Origin of the sequence: Streptomyces shenzhenensis (genome assembly GCF_021462265.1) — a bacterium.
GTDB lineage: Bacteria > Actinomycetota > Actinomycetes > Streptomycetales > Streptomycetaceae > Streptomyces > Streptomyces shenzhenensis.
In genome coordinates this window covers 26,836-48,639 of sequence record NZ_JAJONF010000040.1, presented here as the reverse complement: position 1 = coordinate 48,639, position 21,804 = coordinate 26,836, and the positions used below count along the sequence as shown (strand labels likewise).

The 21,804-nt window shown below is 72.6% G+C and carries 25 protein-coding genes and 2 pseudogenes; 13 read left to right on the top strand and 14 right to left on the bottom strand.

Annotated features, from left to right (window positions below; translation table 11 throughout):
• Window positions 1-214 precede the first annotated feature (214 nt).
• Genes LQ326_RS35875 through LQ326_RS35865 form a run of 3 tightly spaced genes read left to right on the top strand, consistent with a single transcriptional unit; the run spans window position 215 to window position 2,651 of the window.
• Window positions 215-892, top strand: a complete 678-nt coding sequence (locus tag LQ326_RS35875; RefSeq protein ID WP_234543281.1) for a response regulator — start codon at window positions 215-217, stop codon at window positions 890-892.
• Window positions 889-2,004 carry a sensor histidine kinase gene (locus LQ326_RS35870; protein WP_234543251.1) on the top strand — a complete coding sequence of 372 codons (1,116 nt, stop codon included), beginning with the start codon at window positions 889-891 and terminating at the stop codon, window positions 2,002-2,004. Before LQ326_RS35875 ends, LQ326_RS35870 begins: the two co-directional genes overlap by 4 nt.
• A gap of 47 nt (window positions 2,005-2,051) precedes the next feature.
• Entirely contained in the window at window positions 2,052-2,651 is a 600-nt protein-coding gene (locus tag LQ326_RS35865; RefSeq protein ID WP_234543250.1) for a cation diffusion facilitator family transporter, read from the top strand.
• A 46-nt stretch (window positions 2,652-2,697) separates the two neighbouring features.
• Here the strand turns inward: LQ326_RS35865 and LQ326_RS35860 are convergent, their stop codons facing one another.
• The 3 genes from LQ326_RS35860 to LQ326_RS35850 all read right to left on the bottom strand — a co-directional run bounded on the left by LQ326_RS35860 (window position 2,698) and on the right by LQ326_RS35850 (window position 6,298).
• Window positions 2,698-4,905 (bottom strand): bifunctional polysaccharide deacetylase/glycosyltransferase family 2 protein, encoded by a 2,208-nt coding sequence (locus LQ326_RS35860; RefSeq protein WP_234543249.1) that lies wholly within the window; start codon window positions 4,903-4,905, stop codon window positions 2,698-2,700.
• A 14-nt stretch (window positions 4,906-4,919) separates the two neighbouring features.
• Window positions 4,920-5,705, bottom strand: coding sequence for a hypothetical protein (locus tag LQ326_RS35855; protein ID WP_234543248.1), 786 nt, complete (start codon window positions 5,703-5,705; stop codon window positions 4,920-4,922).
• A gap of 83 nt (window positions 5,706-5,788) precedes the next feature.
• Window positions 5,789-6,298 (bottom strand): DUF1877 domain-containing protein, encoded by a 510-nt coding sequence (locus LQ326_RS35850; protein WP_234543247.1) that lies wholly within the window; start codon window positions 6,296-6,298, stop codon window positions 5,789-5,791.
• Between the two features lie 335 nt (window positions 6,299-6,633).
• Here LQ326_RS35850 and LQ326_RS35845 point away from each other — a divergent pair, with 335 nt between their 5' ends.
• Both LQ326_RS35845 and LQ326_RS35840 read left to right on the top strand, forming a co-directional pair.
• The gene (locus LQ326_RS35845; protein WP_234543246.1) at window positions 6,634-7,266 is read left to right on the top strand and encodes an RNA polymerase sigma factor; all 633 of its coding nucleotides are present in this window, start codon (window positions 6,634-6,636) and stop codon (window positions 7,264-7,266) included.
• An 86-nt stretch (window positions 7,267-7,352) separates the two neighbouring features.
• A complete protein-coding gene (locus tag LQ326_RS35840; protein WP_234543245.1) occupies window positions 7,353-8,147 on the top strand; it encodes a hypothetical protein in 795 nt (264 codons plus the stop codon).
• Between the two features lie 369 nt (window positions 8,148-8,516).
• Here the strand turns inward: LQ326_RS35840 and LQ326_RS35835 are convergent, their stop codons facing one another.
• The 3 genes from LQ326_RS35835 to LQ326_RS35825 are packed head-to-tail and all read right to left on the bottom strand — an operon-like array spanning window position 8,517 to window position 10,908.
• Complete coding sequence (locus LQ326_RS35835; protein WP_234543244.1) at window positions 8,517-9,365, bottom strand: phosphatase PAP2 family protein; 849 nt, start codon at window positions 9,363-9,365, stop codon at window positions 8,517-8,519.
• Complete coding sequence (locus LQ326_RS35830) at window positions 9,362-10,267, bottom strand: polyphosphate polymerase domain-containing protein (RefSeq protein WP_234543243.1); 906 nt, start codon at window positions 10,265-10,267, stop codon at window positions 9,362-9,364. The genes LQ326_RS35835 and LQ326_RS35830 overlap by 4 nt, the downstream gene beginning before the upstream one ends.
• Window positions 10,264-10,908, bottom strand: a complete 645-nt coding sequence (locus tag LQ326_RS35825) for a DUF4956 domain-containing protein (RefSeq protein WP_234543242.1) — start codon at window positions 10,906-10,908, stop codon at window positions 10,264-10,266. The genes LQ326_RS35830 and LQ326_RS35825 overlap by 4 nt, the downstream gene beginning before the upstream one ends.
• Before the next feature lie 151 nt (window positions 10,909-11,059).
• On the opposite strand from LQ326_RS35825, the gene LQ326_RS35820 reads away from it, so the two are divergent.
• From LQ326_RS35820 to LQ326_RS35795, 6 genes are all read left to right on the top strand, one after another.
• A complete protein-coding gene (locus LQ326_RS35820; protein ID WP_234543241.1) occupies window positions 11,060-11,731 on the top strand; it encodes a response regulator transcription factor in 672 nt (223 codons plus the stop codon).
• Window positions 11,728-13,110, top strand: coding sequence for a sensor histidine kinase (locus tag LQ326_RS35815; protein ID WP_234543240.1), 1,383 nt, complete (start codon window positions 11,728-11,730; stop codon window positions 13,108-13,110). The genes LQ326_RS35820 and LQ326_RS35815 overlap by 4 nt, the downstream gene beginning before the upstream one ends.
• Window positions 13,111-13,328: 218 nt before the next feature.
• Entirely contained in the window at window positions 13,329-13,667 is a 339-nt protein-coding gene (locus LQ326_RS35810; protein ID WP_234543239.1) for a helix-turn-helix domain-containing protein, read from the top strand.
• 228 nt (window positions 13,668-13,895) lie between these two features.
• Window positions 13,896-14,099 carry a cold-shock protein gene (locus LQ326_RS35805; RefSeq protein WP_007383480.1) on the top strand — a complete coding sequence of 68 codons (204 nt, stop codon included), beginning with the start codon at window positions 13,896-13,898 and terminating at the stop codon, window positions 14,097-14,099.
• A gap of 471 nt (window positions 14,100-14,570) precedes the next feature.
• Window positions 14,571-14,930, top strand: coding sequence for a hypothetical protein (locus LQ326_RS35800; protein ID WP_234543238.1), 360 nt, complete (start codon window positions 14,571-14,573; stop codon window positions 14,928-14,930).
• A gap of 356 nt (window positions 14,931-15,286) precedes the next feature.
• On the top strand, window positions 15,287-16,126 hold the full coding sequence (locus tag LQ326_RS35795) for a DUF1206 domain-containing protein (protein WP_234543237.1): 840 nt from the start codon (window positions 15,287-15,289) through the stop codon (window positions 16,124-16,126).
• 76 nt (window positions 16,127-16,202) lie between these two features.
• On the opposite strand, the gene LQ326_RS35790 is transcribed toward LQ326_RS35795, so the two are convergent.
• The 4 genes and pseudogenes from LQ326_RS35790 to LQ326_RS35775 all read right to left on the bottom strand — a co-directional run bounded on the left by LQ326_RS35790 (window position 16,203) and on the right by LQ326_RS35775 (window position 17,334).
• Entirely contained in the window at window positions 16,203-16,541 is a 339-nt protein-coding gene (locus LQ326_RS35790; protein ID WP_234543236.1) for an STAS domain-containing protein, read from the bottom strand.
• Window positions 16,538-16,896: pseudogene (locus LQ326_RS35785) on the bottom strand (PP2C family protein-serine/threonine phosphatase); the annotation flags it as partial. The gene LQ326_RS35790 and the pseudogene LQ326_RS35785, both read right to left, overlap by 4 nt.
• Window positions 16,885-17,006: pseudogene (locus LQ326_RS35780) on the bottom strand (alpha/beta fold hydrolase); the annotation flags it as partial. The pseudogenes LQ326_RS35780 and LQ326_RS35785, both read right to left, overlap by 12 nt.
• A 157-nt stretch (window positions 17,007-17,163) precedes the next feature.
• Window positions 17,164-17,334 carry a hydrophobic protein gene (locus LQ326_RS35775; RefSeq protein WP_181807042.1) on the bottom strand — a complete coding sequence of 57 codons (171 nt, stop codon included), beginning with the start codon at window positions 17,332-17,334 and terminating at the stop codon, window positions 17,164-17,166.
• A gap of 360 nt (window positions 17,335-17,694) precedes the next feature.
• On the opposite strand from LQ326_RS35775, the gene LQ326_RS35770 reads away from it, so the two are divergent.
• Complete coding sequence (locus LQ326_RS35770; RefSeq protein WP_234543235.1) at window positions 17,695-18,147, top strand: ATP-binding protein; 453 nt, start codon at window positions 17,695-17,697, stop codon at window positions 18,145-18,147.
• Window positions 18,148-18,150: 3 nt separating this feature from the next.
• On the opposite strand, the gene LQ326_RS35765 is transcribed toward LQ326_RS35770, so the two are convergent.
• From LQ326_RS35765 to LQ326_RS35755, 3 genes are all read right to left on the bottom strand, one after another.
• The gene (locus tag LQ326_RS35765) at window positions 18,151-18,999 is read right to left on the bottom strand and encodes an RNA polymerase sigma factor SigF (RefSeq protein ID WP_234543280.1); all 849 of its coding nucleotides are present in this window, start codon (window positions 18,997-18,999) and stop codon (window positions 18,151-18,153) included.
• Between the two features lie 356 nt (window positions 19,000-19,355).
• Window positions 19,356-20,045: a GAF and ANTAR domain-containing protein gene (locus tag LQ326_RS35760; protein WP_234543234.1), complete on the bottom strand. Its 690-nt coding sequence runs from the start codon at window positions 20,043-20,045 to the stop codon at window positions 19,356-19,358.
• Window positions 20,046-20,255: 210 nt separating this feature from the next.
• Window positions 20,256-20,489 (bottom strand): hypothetical protein, encoded by a 234-nt coding sequence (locus tag LQ326_RS35755; protein ID WP_234543233.1) that lies wholly within the window; start codon window positions 20,487-20,489, stop codon window positions 20,256-20,258.
• Window positions 20,490-21,026: 537 nt separating this feature from the next.
• Between LQ326_RS35755 and LQ326_RS35750 the strand changes: the two genes are divergently transcribed.
• Window positions 21,027-21,380 (top strand): STAS domain-containing protein, encoded by a 354-nt coding sequence (locus LQ326_RS35750; protein ID WP_234543232.1) that lies wholly within the window; start codon window positions 21,027-21,029, stop codon window positions 21,378-21,380.
• A gap of 177 nt (window positions 21,381-21,557) precedes the next feature.
• Here the strand turns inward: LQ326_RS35750 and LQ326_RS35745 are convergent, their stop codons facing one another.
• Window positions 21,558-21,785, bottom strand: coding sequence for a DUF6480 family protein (locus LQ326_RS35745; protein WP_234543231.1), 228 nt, complete (start codon window positions 21,783-21,785; stop codon window positions 21,558-21,560).
• Between the last annotated feature and the right edge of the window lie 19 nt (window positions 21,786-21,804).

Sequence of the window (21,804 nt, the reverse complement as noted above, 5' to 3'; positions counted from 1 at the left end):
GACACCTCCACCGGCATCGCCGACGGTGTTTTCAGCGTCATGCCTCGATGGTTCACCGTCGGGCCTCCCGATCCAGCCCGGCGGGTTTCCTGAGTCACCCCGCCGACCGGCTGATGTCACCCCCGCCAACCGGCGGGAATCGCGACCGGCCAGGCAGCGGACGGCTCCCCGGTGGTACGGATCCACCGGTGGTGGTGCGATGAGCGGAGCGCGGGTGATCCGGGTCCTGGTGGTCGACGACGAAGCCCTGGTCCGCATGGGCTTCTCGCACATCCTCAACGCGGCGGACGGCATCGAGGTCACGGCGGCGGTACCCGGCGGCGAGGCCGTGCGCACGGTGCGGGAGCTGATGCCCGACGTGGTCCTGCTGGACATCCGGATGCCGGACGTCGACGGGCTCACCGTCCTGGCGGAACTCCGCCGGCTGCCGGATCCGCCGGTGGTGGCCGTCCTCACCACCTTCGACACCGACGAGTACGTGGCCACCGCCCTGCGCTCGGGCGCCGCGGGGTTCCTGCTCAAGGACACCGACCCCGAGGAGCTACCCCACCTCGTGCGCACGCTGGCCGAAGGCGGCACCGCGCTGTCGTCCAAGGTCACCCGTACGGTGGTGGACGGCTACCTGGACGCCGGCGGGCGCGAGCCCTCCGCCGTACGCCTCGCCGGCCGGCTGACCGAGCGGGAGCGCGCCGTTCTCGTGCTCATGGCCGAGGGACTGGCCAACAACGACATCGGCAGACGGCTCCATCTGAGCACCGGCACCGTGAAAGGCCACGTCAGCGCGGTGTTCGGCAAGCTGAAGGTCAGCAGTCGCGTCCAGGCCGCGCTGATCGCCGAGCGCGCGGGCCTGCTCGTGTCACCGGACGCCGAGGACGCCGAGGACGCCGGATGACCGCCCCGAGACCGCCGGCCGCGGTCCTGGACGTCGCACTGGCCGCCGTCGCACTGGCGGACACCTGGGTGCACGTGGACAGCGGGGACCGGCCCGCCGTGGCCCTGTCGCTGCTCGCCGCCGGAGCGCTCACGCTGCGCCGCAGGCTCCCGCTGACGGCCTTCGTCCTCACGCTGCCGGCCGCCCTGATCACCGACGCGATGTTCGCCATCACGGTCGCGCTGTACACGCTCGCCTCGGTCAGCCGCCATCGCCTCCTGCTGGCCGGGTGCGCGCTGCTCTTCGCCGTCGGCGACTACCTCGCCTGGCCGCCGTGGTCGTCCCTGAGGGTCGCCCAGCTCACCGGGGCGGACGGCCTCCTCCACCTCACCTACACCCTGGCCACCGCGGCCGCCCCCGTCTTCCTGGGCCAGCTCGTCCAGGCCCGGCGTGACCTGTCCCTCAGGCTCGCCGAGATCTCCGAGGCCCGCGAGTACGAGCGGCTGCTGACCGCGCAGAGCATCCTCGCGAAAGAACGCGCACAACTCGCCCGGGAGATGCACGACGTGGTCTCCCACCAGGTCAGCCTCATCGCCGTACAGGCCGGAGCACTCCAGGTCGCCGGCCGGGACACCGAGACCAGACGGGCCGCGGCCACCATCCGGCAGCTCAGCGTGCAGACCCTCGACGAACTCAGACACATGGTCAGCGTGCTGCGCGCCTCCGGCAGCAGGCCCACGGAGCTCACCCCCCAGCCCTCCCTCGCCGACCTGCGGCACCTGGTCGACACCAGCTGCATCGAGACGAAACTTAAGGCGGACCTGCCGGAGAACCTTCCGCCCACCGTCCAGCGCGCCGTCTACCGCACCGTGCAGGAGGCCCTCACCAACGTCCGCAAACACGCCCCCGGCGCCACCGCCACCATCCACATCCACCACCGGGACGGCACCCTGCGCACCACCGTCACCAACACCGCCCCCACCCACCTCCCGCTCACCCTGCCCAGCGCCCACCACGGCCTGGCCGGTCTGCGGCAGCGCGCGGAGCTCCTCGGCGGCACGGTCACCTCCGGCCCCACACCCGACGGCGGCTACGAACTCCACCTGGAACTGCCCACGGAGCCGCCCCGGTGACGGGCAGCGGCTTCCGGATCCGTCCGCGGGTCTGCGAGGATCCCGCGGTGACCAGCACTGACGACACCACCCGCGGGACGCTCGTCCGCCGCGGCCTCGCCCTGGAGTACGCCACCCTCGGCTGGAACGTGATCGGCATCGTGGTGCTCGCCGGCGCCGCGGTCGCGGCGAGATCCGTGGCGCTGGCCGGGTTCGGTCTGGACTCCCTGATCGAGATCGGCGCCTCCACGGTGGTGATCTGGGAGCTGTCCGGTACCGGCGAGGACCGCCGGCGCCGTGCGCTGCGGCTGATCGGAGCGGGCTTCGCACTGCTGGCGGTGTACCTCCTGGTGCAGTCCACCTGGGTGCTGGCCGCCGGCTTCCGGCCCCACCACTCGCCGCTGGGCATCGCCTGGACCGCGGTGACGGCCGCGGCGATGTTCGCGCTCGCCGCGGGCAAGGCCCGCACGGGCGCCGCGCTGGACAACCCCGTGCTCAGGGCCGAGGGCCGGGTCACCCTGGTCGACGGCCTGCTGGCCACCGCCGTGCTGACCGGTCTCCTGCTGAACTCCCTGGCCGGCCTGTGGTGGGCGGACCCGGCCGCGGGCTACGTGCTGGTCTGCTACGCGCTGCGCGAGGTCAGGGAGATCTTCCCCGGCACGCACTGACGCGGGGTCCGGCGGACTCGGCCGGACCCCGCGCCGGGCGGCAGGTTCAGGCGGGGACCCGCGGCGGGCGGTCCTCGCCGGGTGTCTGCGCGTCCGTCGGCGTTCGCAGGCTGCCGTAGCGCTCCATGCGCTGCCACCGCAGCCGTGAGCCCGACACGGCGGTGAAGACGGACTGGACGACCACCAGGTACATCAGCTGGCGGTAGACGAACTGCTGCAGCGGCAGGCTCCACAGCGGCCCCGGGCGTTCACCGTCCAGGCGGAACGCGTACAGGCCCATCAGCAGTTGCAGGAGCAGGAAGGCGAGCCACAGGGCGGTGATCCGCAGGGGATCGAGGAAGACCAGGCCGTAGAGGGCGAAGACGTCGACCACGGGCGCGAGCAGCGGCAGCAGGACCTGGAAGAGGAGGAGGTAGGCCAGACCGCGGCGGCCGAGCTTGCCGGCGGAACCGCGTTGCACCAGCGCGCCGCGGTGCTTCCACATCGCCTGCAGGGTGCCGTAGCACCAGCGGTAGCGCTGCCGCCACAGGGCGCCGAGCGACGCGGGCGCCTCGGTCCAGGCGACCGCCCCCTCCTCGTACACCACACGCCAGCCGGCCCGGCACAGGGCCATGGTGAGGTCGGTGTCCTCGGCGAGGGTGACGTCGCTGACCCCGCCGAGGGCGAGCAGGGCCCGGCGGCGGAACGCCCCGACCGCTCCGGGCACGGTCGGCATGCACTCGGCGAGGTCGAACAGACGGCGGTCGAGGTTGAAGCCGACCACGTACTCGATGTGCTGCCAACGGCCCAGCAGCCCGCCGCGGTTGACCACCTTGGCGTTGCCGGACACGGCGCCCGTGCGCGGGTCGGCGAAGGGCTGCACGATGGTGCGGACGGCGTCGGGTTCGAAGACGGTGTCGCCGTCGACCATGACGACCAGCTCGCAGGTGGCCGCGGCCAGGCCGGTGTTGAGCGCGGCGGGCTTGCCCGCGTTCCGCTGCCGGATCACCCGCACACCCGGCAGCCCCAGGGACTCGACGAGATCGGCGGTGCCGTCGGTGGAGCCGTCGTCCACCACGATGATCTCCACGGGATGGTCCGAGGCGACCAGGGAGCGTACGGCCGCCTCGATCCCGGCGCTCTCGTTGTACGCCGGGACGATGACGCTGACCCGTTCGGTCACCGGCGGCCCCCAGGGTCTGGCCCGGCGCCCCCTGCGCAGGCGGCGGTGGCGGCGGGCCGCGACCAGCACGATCGCCGCGCGCAGCACGCTGACCGCGCCGGCCGCGTACATCAGCACGCCGAGCAGCCGGATCGTCCAGTCGCCGAGCTGGAGCATCTTGATGAGGGCGATGCCCTGGAGGTGGTCGCCCGTTCCGGCGGGCCGGACGGGGCCGGCCATGCCGACCGCGGCGCCGACCGTGGAGAACCGGAAGCCCTGTGCCTTGAGCCGGGGGATCAGGGTGCGCAGGGCGGCGACGGTCTGGGAGCGGTCACCGCCGGCGTCGTGCATCAGCAGGATCTGCCCGGCCGTGCCGTGCGGTGTCGCGTTCGCGAGGACGCGGGCCGTGCCGGGGCGCTGCCAGTCCTCGGCGTCCAGAGTGGAGAGGACCGTGACGTACCCGGCCGCGTCGGCCTGCTTCAGGACGGACCAGTCGGCGTCGTCCAGCGCGTCGTTCTGCGAGGAGTACGGCGGTCTGAGCAGCGCGGTGGTGACGTCGGCCGCGCCGGCCACCGCCAGCTGGGTCTCGCGCAGTTCCAGGGACCGCTGCCAGGGGGCGAGGCGGGCGAGGTCGGGGTGGGTGAAGGTGTGGATGCCGATCTGGTGGCCCTCGGCGACGATGCGGCGGACCAGTTCCGGGTGGGCCACGACCTGGGTGCCGACGACGAAGAACGTCGCGTGCACGTGGTTGCGGCGCAGCACGTCCAGGATGCGCGGTGTCCAGACCGGGTCGGGGCCGTCGTCGAAGGTGAGGGCGATGGTGCGGGCCTTCGGGCGGGCGGTGTGCGGGGAGCCGGCGGCGCCCGCGATCACCGGGCCGCCGCGGGCCACCTGCCCGGGCACCGTGTCGGCACGGCCGCGGGGGCCGGTCACGTCGTCCGAGGTGATCCCGAACATGTGGTGGGTGTAGCCCTGCAGCAGGAGGGCCGCGGACAGGGTCACCACGAGCACGCACAGCAGCAGCCAGTGGGTGCGGGGGGTCACCTGGCGGGTGCGGCCGCGGCCGCGGCGGCGGCGACCGGTCGGCTCGGTCAGGGTGGTCGGATCGGTCACGTCAGGGCCTTGGATCACTTCACGGGCTTGTGGGAGGCGGCGATGGTGCGTCCCTTGGCGGAGGACGTGGCGGTGGCGGTGGCGGTGGCGCCGGTGGTGGGGCTGGCCGTGGGGCTGGCGGCGCTGGTCGGGCCGGGGGTCGCGGAGGTGGTTCCGGCGGGCTGCGCGGTCGCGGCGGACGTGGCCGCGGGGGTGGTCGCGGCCGTCGGCGGGACGCTCTGGCCGACGGCGGCCCGTGGGGCCGAGGGAAGGGAGTTCGCGTCCCCCGCGCCGGAGGCCGTGCCCCCGGCCGGCTGACCGGTACCGGCGGACGAGCCGGTACCGGCCTTGTGGGGTGCGGCCGGGTGCGTGGTGTCCGGGAGCGGGAGCGGGACGAACGGAGCGCTGATGGTGGGGCCGCCGAGCAAGGTGCTGACCAGCAGGGCGACATAGGCGCCGGCGGGGATCACCAGCAGCCGTGCGACGCGCCGCACGCGGCGCTGGCGGCGCCCCGAGGCGTCCACGAAGACGGGCCGTGCCCGGTCGTGCTCGGGTGTGTCCGGCTCCGGTGCGTCCGGTTCATGTGCGGGACGGCCGGAGGCGTCGTGGTGCGTTGGCGGCACGGCGATGACGTCACCGTGGGCAGAGTCCCGCTCCGGCGCGCCGGGAAGGAGCGGGGCACCGGCGGCCCAGGGCGCAGGCTCCACCGTGGCCGTGCCGGCGGGGGTGCCGGTGTCCTCGTGGCCGTGGGCGTACCCGTACCCGATGCGGCCGTACGGCTGCTGACCGTACGCTGCGCCGCTGTCACTCGTCCGCTGCACGAGTCCTGCCCCTCTCCGTGACGACCGACGTGGTCGTCCGCATGGAAAGAGCGCGGGTGGCCGAAACTGTTACACCTCCTGCCTCAGACGGCCACGTGTCCCCCTCCGGACACCCACACGCGCCGCCTCGCGGCAGCTCCCCTGCCGCCTGGGACCGACCTCGCGCACGCCTCGGACCGCCACTTCACCACCGCGTCCCCGCACTCGGCGGTGTGCGCGTAGAACGCCCGCAACTCACGGTGCGCCAGGGCGAGGGCGCGTGGCGTCCCGGGCTTCGGGGTCATTCCGCCGCAGCGGGGCGGCAGCCCGCCCAGGGCGAAGTCCCACAGCGCCTCGAAGTCGGCGTGCTCCAGGAATCCGGCCACCCGGCGGGCCTGGGCCGCCGTGAGCACCAGCAACGGCGGCTTGCGCCGGTCGGTGCGGAACACCGGGCGGCCACCGAGCACCACCTGGGCCTGGGGCCGGTCGCCGGGACCTGCCGGCCCAGCGCCGGTGTAGATGTGCTCCTGATCCAGACAACGCTCGTCCAGAGAGCACTCGTCCCGTCGGCATTCGTCTAGCCGGTATTCGTCCGGACAACGCTGGTCAGGCACCTCCTCGCGGCACCGGCCGGCCGGGCCGCGGGCGGTATCCGCGTCGCTCGCGAAAAGCCGCTCCAGCCAAGCCGGACTGTTCCGCAGTGCCGGGGCGGGCACCGCTCGCAGACGCAGGTACGTACTCATGACAGGGGGAGCGCACGGGAGCGCCGAAGCGTCACCCGGCTCCTGGGGCGCTGCCCGGTGCCGCTGGTGCCCCTGATACGGCGGGGGATCCTGTGCCGTTGTGACGTTTCTGTGAGCGCGCACGCTGGTCACCTTGGGGCCGTCGTGTGACCGGAGCACGGCGGACGGCGTGGACTCGGCAGTGATCGGTGCGAACGAGGGCAATCTTGGGCCAGGTAGGGCAAACCCGGCGTGTGCAGGAGTACGACGGGGAACTGGGCGCGGCGGTGGCGCGTGCCCAGGACGGCGACGAGACCGCCTTCGCGATCGCCTACCGGATCGTGCAGCCGGGCCTCCTCGGCTTCCTGCGGGGGATCGTCGGTGACGACGCGGAGGACGTGGCGTCCGACGCCTGGCTGGAGATAGCCCGTGACCTGGGGCGTTTCCGGGGTGACGGCGCCGGGTTCCGCGGCTGGACCGCGACCATCGCCCGGCACCGGGCGCTGGACCACCTGCGTCGGCGGCGCGTGCGGCCACAGGCCGGCGGTACCGACCAGGACGTCCTGGATCTGGCCGGCCCGCACAACACTCATGAGCAGGCCCTGGAGTCCCTGTCCACCGAGTGGGCCCTGGAGCTGATCCGCGGACTGCCACGGGACCAGGCCGAGGCCGTGCTCCTGCGGGTCGTGGTCGGCCTCGACGGTCCCGCCGCCGCGCGCGTCCTGGGCAAGCGTCCGGGCGCCGTGCGCACCGCCGCCCACCGGGGCCTGAAACGCCTCGCCCGTCAGCTGGGCATCGGCGGTGAAGCGGAGGAGGGTGTGACGGATGTGGCTTCCCGCACGCTGGGGGAGTCGAAATGAACGACAACCGCGACAGGATCGACAGGCAGGCGCCGGATCCGGGACAGCGGACAGAACGAAGCGGTCGGACAGGAACGGAAACGGACATGGGTGAACGGCTGAGCGGCGACGGGCCACGGGGCCGTCGCCGTGTGCGGCCCGGCGGCACCCTGCCGGACCCTCGGGCCGCGGGTGACGACGCCGCACTGGACGCCCCGCTGGAGACGGCACTGGCCGCCGCCGTCCGTGCGGGCGATCCCGCACCCCAGGGCGAGCAGCAGGCCATGGCCGCGTTCCGGGCCGCCCGCGCCTCGGGCGCACCTCGTGCACGGACCCGGCGCCGCGACGACTGGCGCCCGGCAGCCGAGCGGCGGGCCCGGCGCCCGGCGAAACTGACGTTCGGTGTGGTCTTCGCCAGCCTCGCCCTGGGCGGGGTGGCGGTCGCGGCCATCGGTTCCGTCGGCTCCTCCACCGAGGGCGCCGGATCCGATTCCGGCCGGGGCACGACGATCCCCTCGGCGGCCGCCTCGAAACGGCCGGGCGGCGCGGCCCCGTCACCGTCCCAGGGCGGTGCCCGGCCGACGGACCGGCCCGCCACGGCAAAGGACACCGAAGCCCACTGCCGTGCCTACGAGCAGGTCAAGGCAGACGGCAAGGCGCTGGGCGCGACGGCCTGGCAGCGACTGGTCGTGGCGGCCGGCGGTGCGGACAAGGTGGCCGCCTACTGCTCCGGGCAACTGGCGGGGACGACGGCCAGGCCGAGCCACCCGACCCGTTCCGGTTCCGGCAAGCCCGCCAAGGGTGCCTCGAACTCCGCCAACGCCACGGCGCGCGCCACCGGCGCCGCCGGCAACAGCCAGGCGAACGGCGGCCAGGGCCAGGGCAACGGCAAGAACAATTGACGCCCTCTCCTGCCCGAGGGCAGGAGATTCCGGTCCGCACCGCTACGCGATGCCACCTCGGGTTCCTGCTTCACCGGCCCTTGCCGCTCTCCGGGGAGATCGGTCTTACAGGGGCCTCCACAGGCGTCACTTTCCGCCCGTCCGGCGGTAGATCCGACGACTCCGTCATCGGATGAGGCGATCCTAGCCCTGTCGCTGCGGCCCTCCGGGCCACTGAGGGCAGGATGCCCTTCACCTCCACCCTGAAGGGTGGAGGTGAAGGGCAAGTGTTCGGTAGCGCGACCATGCCCGGCCATCCGCGAGCACGCCCGGCCCCGCCCGGCCACGGTGTTCTTCCGCCGCTCGGGGTGGCAAGGGCGCGGCGCGGGGTCAGTGCCCGCTGACGGCGAGTTCGTAGTCGCCGATCAGGTCGCCGAGCAGCGTGCCCGCCGTGAGGTCGCTGGTGACGTGGCCCGCCATGTAGAGGCGGGAGTAGAGGACCTCGTCCTGCATCCACCGGTAGTCCGCGGCGCGGTGCGGGGAGAGGGCGCTGAGGAAGGTGACGGCCGCGGCGGAGCGGGTCGCGTGCCGGGAGGGGTAGGAGTACGGGCCCTTGGCACCGGGCGTGACGGGCTTGTCCGGGCGCAGGGTCGGGTCGAGGACGAACGGGGCCGGCTGCCGGTCCTCGGCCGCCACCTGGTCGCTGATCGTCTTGGCCAGCGTCAGAGCCGCCTTCAGCTCGGCCTTCTCGCTGTTGCCGCGCGTGCCGGGGACCAGTTCGCGCTGGTCGTGGAGGTAGAGCCGCCAGATGTCCTTCTTGCCGTACAGCTCCAGCCAGGTCGCGGCCTTCCTGCCCGCCGCCGTGCGGGACTTGGCGAGGGCCTGGTCCTGGCGGAGTTCGGCGGCGCGCTGCTTCGCCGACGGCGGGGCCGGGACCTGCCGCGCCGCCCAGGCGGTGAAGGCCCGGTCGTCGCGGGTGGTGCCGTGGGCCGTCCGCCACTGCGCGAACAGCGCGTCGGCCTGCGCGCGCTGGGCGTCCGCGGCCGTGCCGATCGCCGCGATCTCGGCGTCGGTGAAGAGCGTGGGCGGCGGGTCCTGCCTGATCCGCTCCGTCGCGCCGGGCTTCTTGGCGGTGACGGCCGTGACCAGTTGCGGTCGCAGGGTGCTGACGGCCACGGCCGCGACGGCGAGCAGGGCGATCAGGGGGTAGCGCCATTTGATGCCACGCAGGACGTTCATGCGGCGGGGGTCCTTTCGGGAAGCGGCGCCGGGAGCTGTCCCGGGAGCGGCGCCGGGCGGGGCGTTGGGCGCGGGGCCGGATGCGCCTCGGTGGTGAAGTGGGCGCGGGCGAGGCGGCGTACGTCGTTGTCGGGCAGGCCCGGGGTGAGCAGGGACTGGCCCACGACGTACTTGCTGAGCGAGACCGGCCGGGCCGCCATGCCGAGCAGCAGGCGGTCGGCGAGGGCGGGGCGCGCTCCGCCCTTGGTCTCGACCAGGACGTGCCCGGGGTCCAGCGCGGCGGTCCGGCCGTCGCGACGGCAGCTCAGGGCGCCGTCGAAGGTGACGCGGCTGCCGTGCCGGAGGTCGGCGAGGGCCGCGCGGACGTACCGGACCTCCACCGCGGCGGACAGCTCCCCGGCCGTGACGGGGACGCCGGCCCGCTCCAGCACCTGGTCGACGAACTCGGCCGCGTGGGCGGTCAGTTCGCCGTACTCGGCGGCCGGGACACGCAGCGCCTGCTTGACCGTGGCGCCGCGGCCGTCCTTCGTCTTCACCTCCACCCGGCACAGACCGTCCTCGGCGTACAGGCGGGTGCGGATCTTCCAGCGCCGCCGCCGCTGCTGGACGTGGGCCCGCCAGGCGCCCAGCTCCGCGGTGTCGAAGTAGGTACTGAGGTAGTTCGTCGTACGACGGCCGTCGCCCAGGTCGAGAACGTGGTGGCTGTCGGCGAGCCGGGCGACGAGGCGGCGGGCCCGGTCGAGCGGGACCAGGTACTTGCGGTCGACCCGGTGCTGCAGCGCCGCCGCCGCGTCCACCTCGGCGAGGGTCGCACCGCGCGGCTCCGCCAGGCCCAGCCGGGCCGCGAGAGACGGGCCGAGGGGCTGGCCGAGGGACTGGCCGAAGGATGGGGCGGCGGTCACGGCGCCATCACCGGCTCGCGAGGCTCGGAGTCCGCGGCGACGGCCGGGTCCGCGGGGTAACGGGCGGAGACCCGGGTGGTCTCACGGACGTAGTCGACCTCGTCCACGACCACCGACAGCGGTGCCTGGCCGAAGCGGAAGGCCACGTCGGCGGCGATCACCGCGGGGTCGGGGTAGATCCGGTCGAGGGTGAGCCGCACCGTGCGGGTCGGCGGCTCGTACGCCGTCGGGTCGTCGACCACGAGGACGGCGAGGAGCACCACCACGTCCAGCGCGACCACGAGCCAGGTCTGCCGCTGCGGCAACCCCGTGCACAGGGCGATCACCAGGGCCACGAAGGTGTAGGCGACGTCCCGGAGAGTGAAGGCCGCGCTGCGCAGCCGGACCAGGGAGAGGATGCCGAACAGCCCGAACCCGACCCCGGCCGGGAACTTGCCGGCGCTGATCGTGCTCATCGCGGCGAACAGGCCGGTGTTCAGCGCGGCCAGCACCAGCGGCATCGCGGGCACGCTGGGCCGGCGCCGGTAGAGCCAGCCGACCAGGAGCAGCAGGGCGATGACGTCGAGACCGCCGCGGGTCATCAGGTCGGTGACCGTGAGGTGGTCGGTGATGCCCTTGGCGGCGAGCACCGATGCGTGCATGGGGGTCCCTTCCGTCACGGCGCGTCGGACGGGGACCGGTCGCGGTCCGCGGAGCACCGCGACCTGAAGGACGGTAGGGACGTCACATGAACAGACCATGAAGCCTTCCCGGTGGCCGTGGCGGGCCCGGCGCGTGGTTAGCCTGACCGGCATGCACTGCCTGGTCGTCGACGACGAGACCCGCCTGACCGATCTGGTCGTCCGCTATCTGACCGAGTCCGGCCACACCGCCGAGGGCCGCTACGACGGGCCCTCCGGCCTCGCCGCCGCCCGCGATCCGCGCCTGGACGCCGTGCTGCTGGACGTGATGCTGCCCGGCATGGACGGCGTCGAGGTGTGCCGGACGCTGCGCGGCGAGGGCGTCGACGTTCCGGTGATCCTGCTCACCGCGCGTGGCGCGATCAGCGAGCGGGTGGCCGGGCTCGACGCCGGCGCCGACGACTACGTGGTCAAGCCGTTCGCGATGGAGGAACTGCTGGCCCGGCTGCGGGCGATATCCCGGCGGCGTCCCGAGTCCTCCGGGCGCCTGCGGGTCGGCGACCTCGTCCTCGACCCCGAACAGCAGCGGGCCTGGCGGGCCGATGCCGAACTGGAACTGTCCCGGCGGGAGTTCGACGTACTGCGGGTGCTCATGGAGAACGCCGGGCGCGTGGTCACCCGCGTCCAGCTGCTGGACGAGGTCTGGGACGGCGAGACCGACCTGCGCAGCAACGCCATCGACGTGCACGTCTCCAAGGTGCGCGGCAAGGTCGACCGGGCCTTCGGCCGTACGACGATCACGACCCTGCGCGGACGCGGCTACCGCCTGGAGGCCGCCCCGTGAACCGCCTTCCCGGGCGGCTGCGGCCGTGGCCGTGGTTCCGGCGGCTGCCCGTGGTCGCCCGTCTGGTGCTGGCCGTCGCCGTCACCATGTCGCTGGTGCTGGCCGGCACGGCGGGACTGGTCTACTGGCGGGTCCAGGCCGCTCTGGACCGGCAGCTGAACGACGACCTGACCACGTACCGACGAAGCCTCGACCAGGCGGTACGGGACGAAGGGCAGCTCCCGCCCGGCCCCAGCGGCAGCCTCCGGCAGGTCCTCGACGCACAGGGCCGGGTCCTGGTCTCCAGCGACGCCCTGCACGGCCGGTCCCTGCTGACCCCGGCCGAACTGGACGCCGCCGCGCACGGGGCCACCGTCCGGCGGGACGTCGGCTCCCTCCTGCCGATCACCTCGGACACCCTGCGTCTGCAGGCCGGCCGGGTCACAGCCGGCGGCCAGGGCCGGATCGTGGTCGCCGCCGTCCGGCGCGGACACCGCGACGAGGCGCTGCGCGAACTCCTCGCCCAGCTGGCCCTCGCCTCCGGCCTGACCCTGATCGCCGCCTCCGGCGTCGGCTACCGCACCGCGCGCGCCGCCCTGCGCCCCGTCGAGCGCTACCGCGGCGGGGCCGCCGGTCTCGCGGACGGCGCCCAGAACCTGCGCCTGGACGTGCCCGCCGACCGCGACGACGAGATCACCCGGCTCGGCCACACCCTCAACCACATGCTCGACCGCCTGGCGGCGTCCGCCGAACGCGAGCGCCGGTTCGTCGCGGACGCCAGTCACGAACTGCGCACCCCGCTCACCCTGATGCGCGCCGAACTCGACGTCGCCCTGCACCGGCCCCGCTCCGCCGGCGAACTCACCGAGACCCTGCGCTCGGTGGACACCGAGGTCCAGCGCCTGATCGAGCTCTCCAACGCGCTGCTGGACCTGGAGGAACTGGGCACCGCCCAGCACCTCAGCCGGGCTCCGACCGACCTCGCCGACCTCGTCGGCGCCGCCGTCGCCCCCCATCTGCGCACCGCCGAGCGGGAGGGGCGGACCGTGACCGTGGACGCCGCCCGCGTGACCGTGGACGTCGACGCCCGGTGGCTGCGGCCCGCCATCGGCAACCTGCTCGACAACGCCCTTCGGCACGGCACCGGGACCGTCCGCCTCACGGCCACCGTCCACGAGGACGCGCTGCGGCTGTGCGTCACGGACGAGGGAACCGGCTTCCCGCCGGAGTTCCTGCCCCGGGCGTTCGACCGTTTCGCCCGCGCCGAGGCCAGCCGCACCGGCGGCGGATCCGGCCTGGGGCTCGCCTTCGTCCAGGCGGTGGCCACCGCCCACGGCGGCACCGCCCGCGCCGCGGACACCGGGCGCGGGGCCTCCGTCGTCCTCGTCCTGCCCTGCTGACCGCCACCCGGACGGACCAGGGCGCCACGGCTGCCGGGCCCGCCGGCTTCACCGTGCCCCAGGGCCGGCCCGCCCGGAGCATTTCTGTCGCGGCGGGACCACATGTCCGTGCCCGGCGGAGTTACGCTTCTCGTACGGGGCGGATGGCGCTGAATTCCTCCGAGTGCGGGTGCCGCGCACGTCCGGGTCCCTCTCCGCGTCCCCGAAACGAAGGTCATATGCCCGCTGAGAATGCCCCGGTCACCGGCAACCTCGACGACGACGACTACCCCGCCTACACCATGGGGCGCGCCGCCGACATCCTCGGGACCACCCCCGCCTTCCTCCGGGCCGTCGGCGCGGCCGAGCTGATCACGCCCCTGCGGTCGGAGGGTGGTCATCGCCGCTACTCCCGCCGCCAGTTGCGCATCGCCGCCCGCGCCCGTGAGCTGGTCGGCCAGGGCACCCCCGTCGAGGCCGCGTGCCGCATCGTCTCCCTGGAGGACCAGCTCGACGACGCCCTGCGCCTGAACCGGGAAATGCGCCGGAAGCTGGACGAGCAGGGTGCGAATATCTAGTACCGCCGACACAGAAATCAGTAATCCAGCCGGATGAGGATTCCTGGAGGGCGCCAAAAGTGCCGGGCCACGCCGCCCCGACCTGTGTTAACGTGACAGCAGTTGCAGTTCTGGTTGCCAGAGATTTTTCTTTGCAGAGCTTTCCGGATTTTTCCGGAGGGGTGATCATAGCGGCGACCCGGCCCCGTAAAGTGCGGGTCCGAAACTGCCCCCCGAGGGAGATTCAATATGGCATCTGGCACCGTGAAGTGGTTCAACGCGGAAAAGGGCTTCGGCTTCATCGAGCAGGACGGTGGCGGCGCTGACGTGTTCGCCCACTACTCGAACATCGCCACCAGCGGCTTCCGCGAGCTTCAGGAAGGCCAGAAGGTTACCTTCGACGTCACGCAGGGCCAGAAGGGCCCGCAGGCCGAGAACATCGTTCCCGCCTGACGCCGACGCGCACGTCGCGAGCCACGGGTTCGCGCATCATATGGCTGGGGCCCGCACCCTTGGGGTGCGGGCCCCAGCCATATGCCTTTCGCGCCGCTTTTCCTGTCGCGTCGACAGTCCGGGCTCCCGCGTCGAGGGGTCCGGATTTTTGCTTTCCTTGTGATCCCCGCAGCGGTCCGGCCGTTGCGCGACGTGTCCCCCGAACGGCGTCCCCCTCGCTGTTACCGAAGCCATTGGGCCGTTCGACGGAGTCGAGGCGGGGACAGGCCGGTGCTCAGGCCTCTCCCGGTATCCATGACCCATACAAGGGACAGTTACAAATATATCCGCATTTCGTAACGTGAATCCGTTCCGTGCTCCGGTGTGGTCCTGCGGCGACACAGTGTGGCTCCTCGGCATCGAGCCGGGAATCCCGGACTGCTCGCCCGGCCCGACCAGGGCCGGTCCGCACGAACGTGAGGTGACGGATTCATGTCTGTTTCCCGTACGACGCTCCGCCTGATCGCCACCTGTGTGGCTTCGGGCGCACTCGTCGGCGCGGCCGCCCTGCCGGCCCTGGCCGCCGGACCCGGCCCTGACCGCGACAGCGGAAGGCGCTACTCACACAGCCACTGGAGCGACCGCGACGGCCGCTTCGACGACCGGGACCGGGACCGCGACCGGGGTGGGCGCCCCGGCTGGGACCGGGACCGGAATCACGACCGCGACCGCGACCGCTACCGTGACCGCGACTGGCGTGGGCACCGAGGCTGGGACCACGACCGGATCGGGCGCCCCGGCTGGTACGGCGACCGGCACGCGGATCACGACCGCTACGACGGGCGCCGCTAGGCGGCTCATCCACTCGCCGCCGTCCGTCGTCACAGCCGGCGCGGCCACCGCACCCCGGCCGGAGGGCCGAAGACCGTTTCTCCCGGTCTTCGGCCCTCCGGCCTTGGGGGCCCGGCACGCGCGCGGCGGCCCGCCGAGGCCGACAGCCGGGGCTCCGTCGGCCTCGGCGCGGAGGCCGGATCGAACGTGTGCGGGGCGAGGGTTCGCGGGTGGTCGACGCGCGCCGGTGGGGGAGCGGCGCATCACCTGGGGAGGTCGAGCGCCGCGCCCCGCCGACAGCGTGCCGAACCGTCGTGAACGGGCCGGCGGTGACTCCGCCCAGGATGGTCTCGCCCTTCGGGGGCATCCGGTAGGGCATGGCTACTGGATCGGCAACAGCAGGCGGGCGCGGTCAGGTTCGCCGTGCGGCGAACGGCAGAGCGGTCGCGGCGGCGGCCCGTGCGGGCTTCGTCGGCCGCGGGGTCATCTACGCGCTGATCGGTGTTCTCTCACTGCGGATCGCGTTCACCGGCGGGGGCGGGCAGGCCGACCGGGGTGGCGCGGTCGCCGAGATCGCCCAGAAACCCTTCGGCACCGTGCTGTTGTGGCTGCTCGGCATCGCCCTGGCCGGGATGGCCCTGTGGCGGCTGTCCGAGGCCGCCTTCGGGCAGGCGGGTCCCGGCGGCGAGAAGCCGGGCAGGAGGGCGATGGCCGCGGGCCGTCTCTGCTTCTACGGATTCGTCGCGTACTCCGTGCTCTCCTACGCGGCCGGGGACAGGGGCAGCGGCAGTGGCAGCTCCGACAAGAACTCCCGGGACGTCACGGCGAAGGCGCTGGCCTGGCCCGGCGGGCAGTGGATCGTCGGCGTCGCGGGCGCCGCGGTGGTCGCCGCCGGCCTGTGGATCGCCGTCCGGGCTGTCCTGCGCACGTTCGAGAAGCATCTGAGGATGTCCGAGATGTCCCGGAGGGTGCGTGAAGTCGTGTCCTTCCTCGGCATGTTCGGCGGTGCCGCCCGGGGCATCGTCTTCGCCACCGCGGGCGGCTTCGCCATCGCCGCGGCCGTCCACCACAAGCCCGGCAGGGCCAAGGGGATGGACGACACCCTGCGCACGTTCGCCGGCACCCCCGCGGGCCCCTGGCTGCTGGCGCTGATAGCGGTCGGCCTCATGGCCTTCGGGGCCTTCTCCTGGGCCGGCGCGCGCTGGCGCGAGGTCTGACGGACGCTGGAACGCGGTACCCGCCAAGTTGCCACCGCGCGACGGGAGATCGCGGACCTCCCCCGGTGAAGCGGCGTCAGGGCTGGGCGGCGCCAGGGCTGTCGGGGAGGACGGGGAAGATCTGGTCGAGGCCGACGATCCTCAGCACGCGCAGGGTGTGGGCCGGGACGGCGGCGAGCGCGACGTCGGCCCCGGTGGCGTGGGCGTGGTTGCGGGCGACGATCAGGGCGGTGCTGCCGCTGGAGTCGCAGAACTCCAGGCCGGCCAGGTCCAGGACGAGGCGCTGACCCGGCCGCAGGGCGAGGGTGGTGACCAGGGCACGCAACTGTGCGGCGGTGGTGTGGTCGAGTTCACCGAGGACCTCCGGAACGGGGCCGGTCGTCACGGAACGGGTGTTGATCTTCAGCGGGCTCATTTCGTGTTCTTCGTCGTGGAGCCGGCGGTGGGGACGCCGAGGGCGAGCAGGGCGTCGTCGTCGAGTCCGTCGCCGAAACTGTCCAGCAGGCCGCTCAGGGCGCGGATGACGGCGTGCGGGGACCGGCCGGCGTGGCCGGCCACGAAGGCGCGGAGCCGGTCGTCGCCTTACAGGGTGGTGCGGTCGGCACCGGTACGGGCCTCGGTGACGCCGTCGCTGTACAGCAGGAGGGTGTCGCCGGGACCGAAGGTGGTGGCGACGGTGGTGAAGGGCGCGGAGGGCACGATGCCGACCAGGAGACCGCCGGGGTGTGCAGGAAGCCGGCGGTGCCGTCCGCGCGCAGGACCAGGGCCGGTACCGTCAGCCGCCACATGTTCTGATCGCAGCCGAACCGTGGGCCAGCACCACCGCCGGCCCCCGCGGGTCGCCCATGACAGTGACGTTGTTCCTGCGGCCGACATCCATTGCCTCACCCTCTCCGACCCAGCTCACCACTCCAGCACGCCCGCGCGTCACCGCCCGGCCCGCCTGACACCGCGACAGGTGCCCGTGCACGGGCACACCCGCAGGGACCGGCCGTCATGACGGCCGGTCCCTGCGGACGGATATGCGCGACGTCAGCTCACCATCGATACCAACGTCCCCGGCCACCGCCGGCGCTGGTGGAGCGCGCCACGAATCCGAGCAGCCACACCACCAGGACGGCGAGGGCCACCCACCACAGAATCTTGACGGCGAATCCGGCACCGAAGAGGATCACCGCGAGAAGCAGGACAAGAAGAAGCGGAACCATAATTATCGACCTCCTGCCGTTCCGTGTGCCCCGCTGTCGCACTGTCATTCGCGTTCGGTGCCTTGTTTGTGAAGGGAAAGTGCGGGCACTGGTGGGGTTATCGCGACAGCTGCCCCATTACCACGAGAAGGCATGTTCCACGACTGGCGAAGGGCCTTCCCGGAAACAATCCGGGAAGGCCCTTTCTCGCTTGTGTCGTCATCGTGTCGATGTGCCCGGTCTCCTCATGAACCCTCATGAACAAGGAGACGGCGGGTAAGCGGAATTGCACGACGGCGAGAGCCGGGACGAATGGACGACACAAGACGACCTAAGACGGTACGACGACGAAAGAACAGGCCGACCCACGGGAAGAGTTCTATGGTCACCCCGCTGAAGAATCGGGCTTCGGACGAACAGGAACCGGGGGCGCCCCTGCGGTACAGCGCCACCTGGGAGACCACGGACACAGCGATCACTGACGCTCGAACTGCCGTACGCGCCCTGCTGGCCCGGGCCGGCCACCCTCCGGACCGACTGCCCAGCCAGGACGCCCAGCTCGTCGTCAGTGAACTGGTCACCAACGCGGTGCGTCACGCACCCGGTCCCGTCGGGCTGGCGCTGTGGGTGTCGCCCGACGCCGGCCTGCTGCGTATCACCGTGAGCGACACTTCCCCCTGTCCGCCCGAACTGCTCGCACCCGATCCCCGCCGCGTCGGGGGGCACGGCCTGCATCTGGTCGTCCGGCTGTGCGGCCGACTGGACACCGTTTCACGTGAAACCGGCAAAGAGGTCGTCGTACACCTCCGCCTGCGCGGGCCCGACAGGCCCTAGGAGTCAGGTGAGCATGCCTTCGCGCAGGCGGGCGAGGGTACGGGACAGGAGCCGGGAGACGTGCATCTGGGAGACGCCCAGGTGTTCGCCGATCTGGGCCTGGGTGAGCTCCTCCACGAACCGCAGGTGGATGATCTGCCGGTCACGCTCGGGGAGTTCGGCGATCAGCGGGGCCAGGGTGTGGAAGTCCTCCACCAGTTCCAGCGCGGTGTCCTCGGTGCCGATGAAATCCTGCAGGACGCTCTCGCCGTCCTCGCTGTTGTTGATCGTGGCGTCGAGAGAGGAGGAGTTGTAGCCGTTGGCGGCCAGGCGCGCCTCGCGCACCTCGTCCTCGGGCAGGCTCATCAGGTCGGACAGTTCCTTGACCGTGGGGGTACGGCCGAGGCGGCTGCGGAGTTCGTCGGTGGCGCGGGCGAGCTGGACCCGGGCTTCCTGGAGCCGCCGCGGGACGTGCACGGCCCAGGTGGTGTCGCGGAAGAACCGCTTGATCTCGCCGACGATGTACGGCACGGCGAAGGAGGTGAACTCGACCTCGCGGGAGATCTCGAAACGGTCGATCGCCTTGATGAGTCCGATCATGCCGACCTGGACGATGTCCTCCATCTCCTCCGGTTCGCGGCTGCGGAACCGGCCGGCCGCGAAGCGGACCAGGGACATGTTCATCTCGATCAGTGTGTTGCGCGCGTACTGGAACTCGGGCGTGCCCTCCTCCAGAACCGCCAGCTGGTCGAAGAACACCTTCGACAGCTCGCGCGCGTCCCTCGGCGCGACCTTGGCGGGGTCCGCGATCTCCGGAACGCCCAGCGTCTGCCCCGTCTGCCCCGCAGTCTGAACGGTCGTCGTCGGCACGATGCCCCTCCCAGTCGCTCGCCCTCGTCCTCGCCGGTTCGTCGTCCGGCAAGCACGCGCCTACCCCGGCCGCCGAGCCGCATTCCCCCAGCCGCTGTCATTCTTCGCCGGGCTCGCCGTTTCCGTTCGGGCCGGGGCGGCCTCCTGCCGTGGGTTCCCCTGGGGAACCAGGCGGCCGGCGCCGCGGCTGGGTACGGGCTTCGGCGGTGAAAAAGCCGGTCCGTCTCCCGGTGGCGTGTGCGCACGGCCGGACGGGGGACTCGGAGGCCAAGCCGGGTTCGGCAGCGATCCCCTGGGGACTGGCCCGGCCCAGGCTTCTCTGGTTCAGCCGAAGTGCCAGAGGAGCCGCCCGTCCGGGGTCACGTCAGAGTGCCCTCTTCGCGGACCCGGCGGGCGACCTCGCGGAGTTTGATGTTGTTCGCCTGGGAGTAGCGGCGCAGCACGTTGAACGCCTCCTCCTCGGTGAGGCGGTGGCTGCCCATGATGATGCCCATGGCCTCGCCGATGGTGTGGCGGGTGGTGAGGGCCTGCTCCAGCTGGGCGTGGGTGCGGGCGCTGGAGAAGGCGACCGCCGCGTGCGAGGCCAGCAGCCAGCCAGCCAGCTCGCTGGCCTCGGTGAACGCTCCCGGCTTGTGGGAGTAGAGGTTCAGCGCCCCGAAGTCGTCGTCCTCGGTGTACAGCAGGAAGCCCATCATGCTGCCGATGCCGAGCCGGTGGGCCTCGGGAGCGAAGGCGGGCCAGCGCTGCCGCTCGCCGGTGAGGTCCGCGATGCGGAAGACCCGGTCGCCCCGCGAACTGTGAGCCGTGTCGAAGCACGGCCCTTCCCCCAGCCGCTGCTGCAGCCGGTCGCTGTCCGCGACCAGCTGGTCGGTGGGGGCGAGCGTCTCCACCCGCGCCTCGTGCAGCACGAGGATGCCCGCCGCGTCACAGCCCTCGACCAGTTCGGTTGCCGACGCGGTGATCCGTGCCAGGGTGGCGTCCACCGAGTCCTGTGCCAGGAGCTCCCGCGCCATCGATGCCATCTGCTCCGCGAACCGATCCCAGTCCACGTCGTCCTCCGTTACTCGTCCCGTCCGGACAAGCCTCGTCGTCAGCTTTGCACGCGAGGCTCACGGCTACCACGCAAGCGGATACCCGTGACGGGCCCGGAGATGACTGCGGGGCTGCGGCATACGGCGGTGTTCGAGCTCCGGGAGGCGGTGGGGCGGCTGGGCCGACGGGGGTCCGCGGGAGCCCCGCCGGCCCCGGTGACCAGCCGCTCAGGCGCTCAGGCGACTGCGCAGCAGGGCCTTGCCCAGATCCGCGCCCTTGCGGCTGTCAGCCTGTGCCTTGCTGAACAGCTCGACCAGCTGTTCGTCCTTCGCCCGCTCGGCGTCCTTGATGTACGTGTCCAGCCGGAGGGCGTTGTCCAGGCAGCTCTCGACGTACCAGAGAAGGTTGTAGTCCTTGTCGGAGGTTCCGGTGATGTTTCCGGTCTCGGTGGCGCTGGCCATCGTCGCATCACTCCGTAGCGTTGTGTCGAAGCGGGCTCAGCCCGCCGGTCTCGCCGCCGAGTACCCAGGCCGGGCGGTGCGCACCGGGAAAGAGCCCGGCGATCTCGGGAGCCGGCCCGGCAGGGGCGTGCCCTTCCGCGATCCGCGGGCATGGGCCACCGGGGCGGGGGTACCCGGTGCGGATTCACAGCGCCGGGCCCCAGCGGGCCTGCGTGGCCGGTCCGCGGAGCGGCGGACGGTCCGGTCGGCATGCGTCCGGGGCGGGCGCCGCGCGGTCGGCACCGCACCTTTGTGCGTGCGGTCCCGCCCGGGCGGTCTGGTCGCCGACAGGCGGCTGTGACAGGCTGGACGGACAACCAGCCTGGTCTGGTGGGAGAAGCCCGCGCCGCCGAGCGGTCACCGAGAAGGTGACCGGTGGCGGGTACGGGTGGCCTCGCCCGGCTGGGAGCGGCGCCCTGTTGCCGCGCCCTGGACGGCCTTCTTCCGGCAGTGGGAGCCGACCGTGATGGTCTTCGACCCCGAACGGTGGTTTGCTCCATGCCGGTTTTCGACGTACGGATCAGCGATTCTCCCACCCGGATCGTCCTCGCGCTGAGCGGGGAACTGGACTATCCCGCACGTGTGCGGGCGGCCGCGGTGACGGGTCCGTTGGCGCTCGGCGGCCGTGATCTCACGGTCGACCTGACGCGGGTGGGCTTCATGGACGCCGGGGGGCTGGGGATGCTGCTGTGCCTGCGCCGGCGGGTCGTCGCCGGCGGCGGCGTGATGGAGCTGCGCGGCACACGTCCCCAGGTGTGGCGGGTACTCGAACTGACCGGAACCGATGCCCAGTTCGGTACGGTGGCCGACGCCGCCGGGGATGGGGTGGCGCTCCCGCGTTCCGGCGGCTGACGGGGCCCGGTGCCTAGTGCTGCGACCGGAAAGGTTCACCGGCTCGCGACGCCCGGCACGGCACCTCGCCGCGTTGTCGCATCACCCGAGTACATCCAGTACGCGGGCGATGCTCCGCCTTGCGATGCACCGCACCGGACGCCGCGAGCTTTCCGGCAAACCTTCCCGGCCACAGCACTAGCCGATCAGTGCGACCACCATCGCGATGAGGCCGATCACCACCAGCAGCACCACCCCCATGATCAGGACGAGTGGCATGGCCGCCCAGCCCTTGCGCAGCTCGGGCGGCTCGGGATGGGAGATTCCGGAGATGCTCCCCTCCGCAGGGGGAGTCTCACCGGGCGCTGCCCCGCCACCCGGTTCGAGTCCCGGGGTTCGGCGCGGCTCAGGATCAGGAGTCGTCATGGCACGGACTCCTCTCGGT

What these genes read in the sequence shown, in the direction of transcription:
- LQ326_RS35750 (WP_234543232.1), top strand. Translation starts at nt 21,027, where the DNA reads ATGCCGGTTTTCGACGTACGGATCAGCGATTCTCCCACCCGGATCGTC.
- LQ326_RS35790 (WP_234543236.1), bottom strand. Translation starts at nt 16,541, where the DNA reads ATGAGCCCGCTGAAGATCAACACCCGTTCCGTGACGACCGGCCCCGTT.
- LQ326_RS35810 (WP_234543239.1), top strand. Translation starts at nt 13,329, where the DNA reads ATGCCCGCTGAGAATGCCCCGGTCACCGGCAACCTCGACGACGACGAC.
- LQ326_RS35870 (WP_234543251.1), top strand. Translation starts at nt 889, where the DNA reads ATGACCGCCCCGAGACCGCCGGCCGCGGTCCTGGACGTCGCACTGGCC.
- LQ326_RS35745 (WP_234543231.1), bottom strand. Translation starts at nt 21,785, where the DNA reads ATGACGACTCCTGATCCTGAGCCGCGCCGAACCCCGGGACTCGAACCG.
- LQ326_RS35775 (WP_181807042.1), bottom strand. Translation starts at nt 17,334, where the DNA reads ATGGTTCCGCTTCTTCTTGTCCTGCTTCTCGCGGTGATCCTCTTCGGT.
- LQ326_RS35835 (WP_234543244.1), bottom strand. Translation starts at nt 9,365, where the DNA reads ATGAACGTCCTGCGTGGCATCAAATGGCGCTACCCCCTGATCGCCCTG.
- LQ326_RS35840 (WP_234543245.1), top strand. Translation starts at nt 7,353, where the DNA reads ATGGGTGAACGGCTGAGCGGCGACGGGCCACGGGGCCGTCGCCGTGTG.
- LQ326_RS35795 (WP_234543237.1), top strand. Translation starts at nt 15,287, where the DNA reads ATGGCTACTGGATCGGCAACAGCAGGCGGGCGCGGTCAGGTTCGCCGT.
- LQ326_RS35805 (WP_007383480.1), top strand. Translation starts at nt 13,896, where the DNA reads ATGGCATCTGGCACCGTGAAGTGGTTCAACGCGGAAAAGGGCTTCGGC.
- LQ326_RS35820 (WP_234543241.1), top strand. Translation starts at nt 11,060, where the DNA reads ATGCACTGCCTGGTCGTCGACGACGAGACCCGCCTGACCGATCTGGTC.
- LQ326_RS35770 (WP_234543235.1), top strand. Translation starts at nt 17,695, where the DNA reads ATGGTCACCCCGCTGAAGAATCGGGCTTCGGACGAACAGGAACCGGGG.
- LQ326_RS35755 (WP_234543233.1), bottom strand. Translation starts at nt 20,489, where the DNA reads ATGGCCAGCGCCACCGAGACCGGAAACATCACCGGAACCTCCGACAAG.
- LQ326_RS35800 (WP_234543238.1), top strand. Translation starts at nt 14,571, where the DNA reads ATGTCTGTTTCCCGTACGACGCTCCGCCTGATCGCCACCTGTGTGGCT.
- LQ326_RS35825 (WP_234543242.1), bottom strand. Translation starts at nt 10,908, where the DNA reads ATGCACGCATCGGTGCTCGCCGCCAAGGGCATCACCGACCACCTCACG.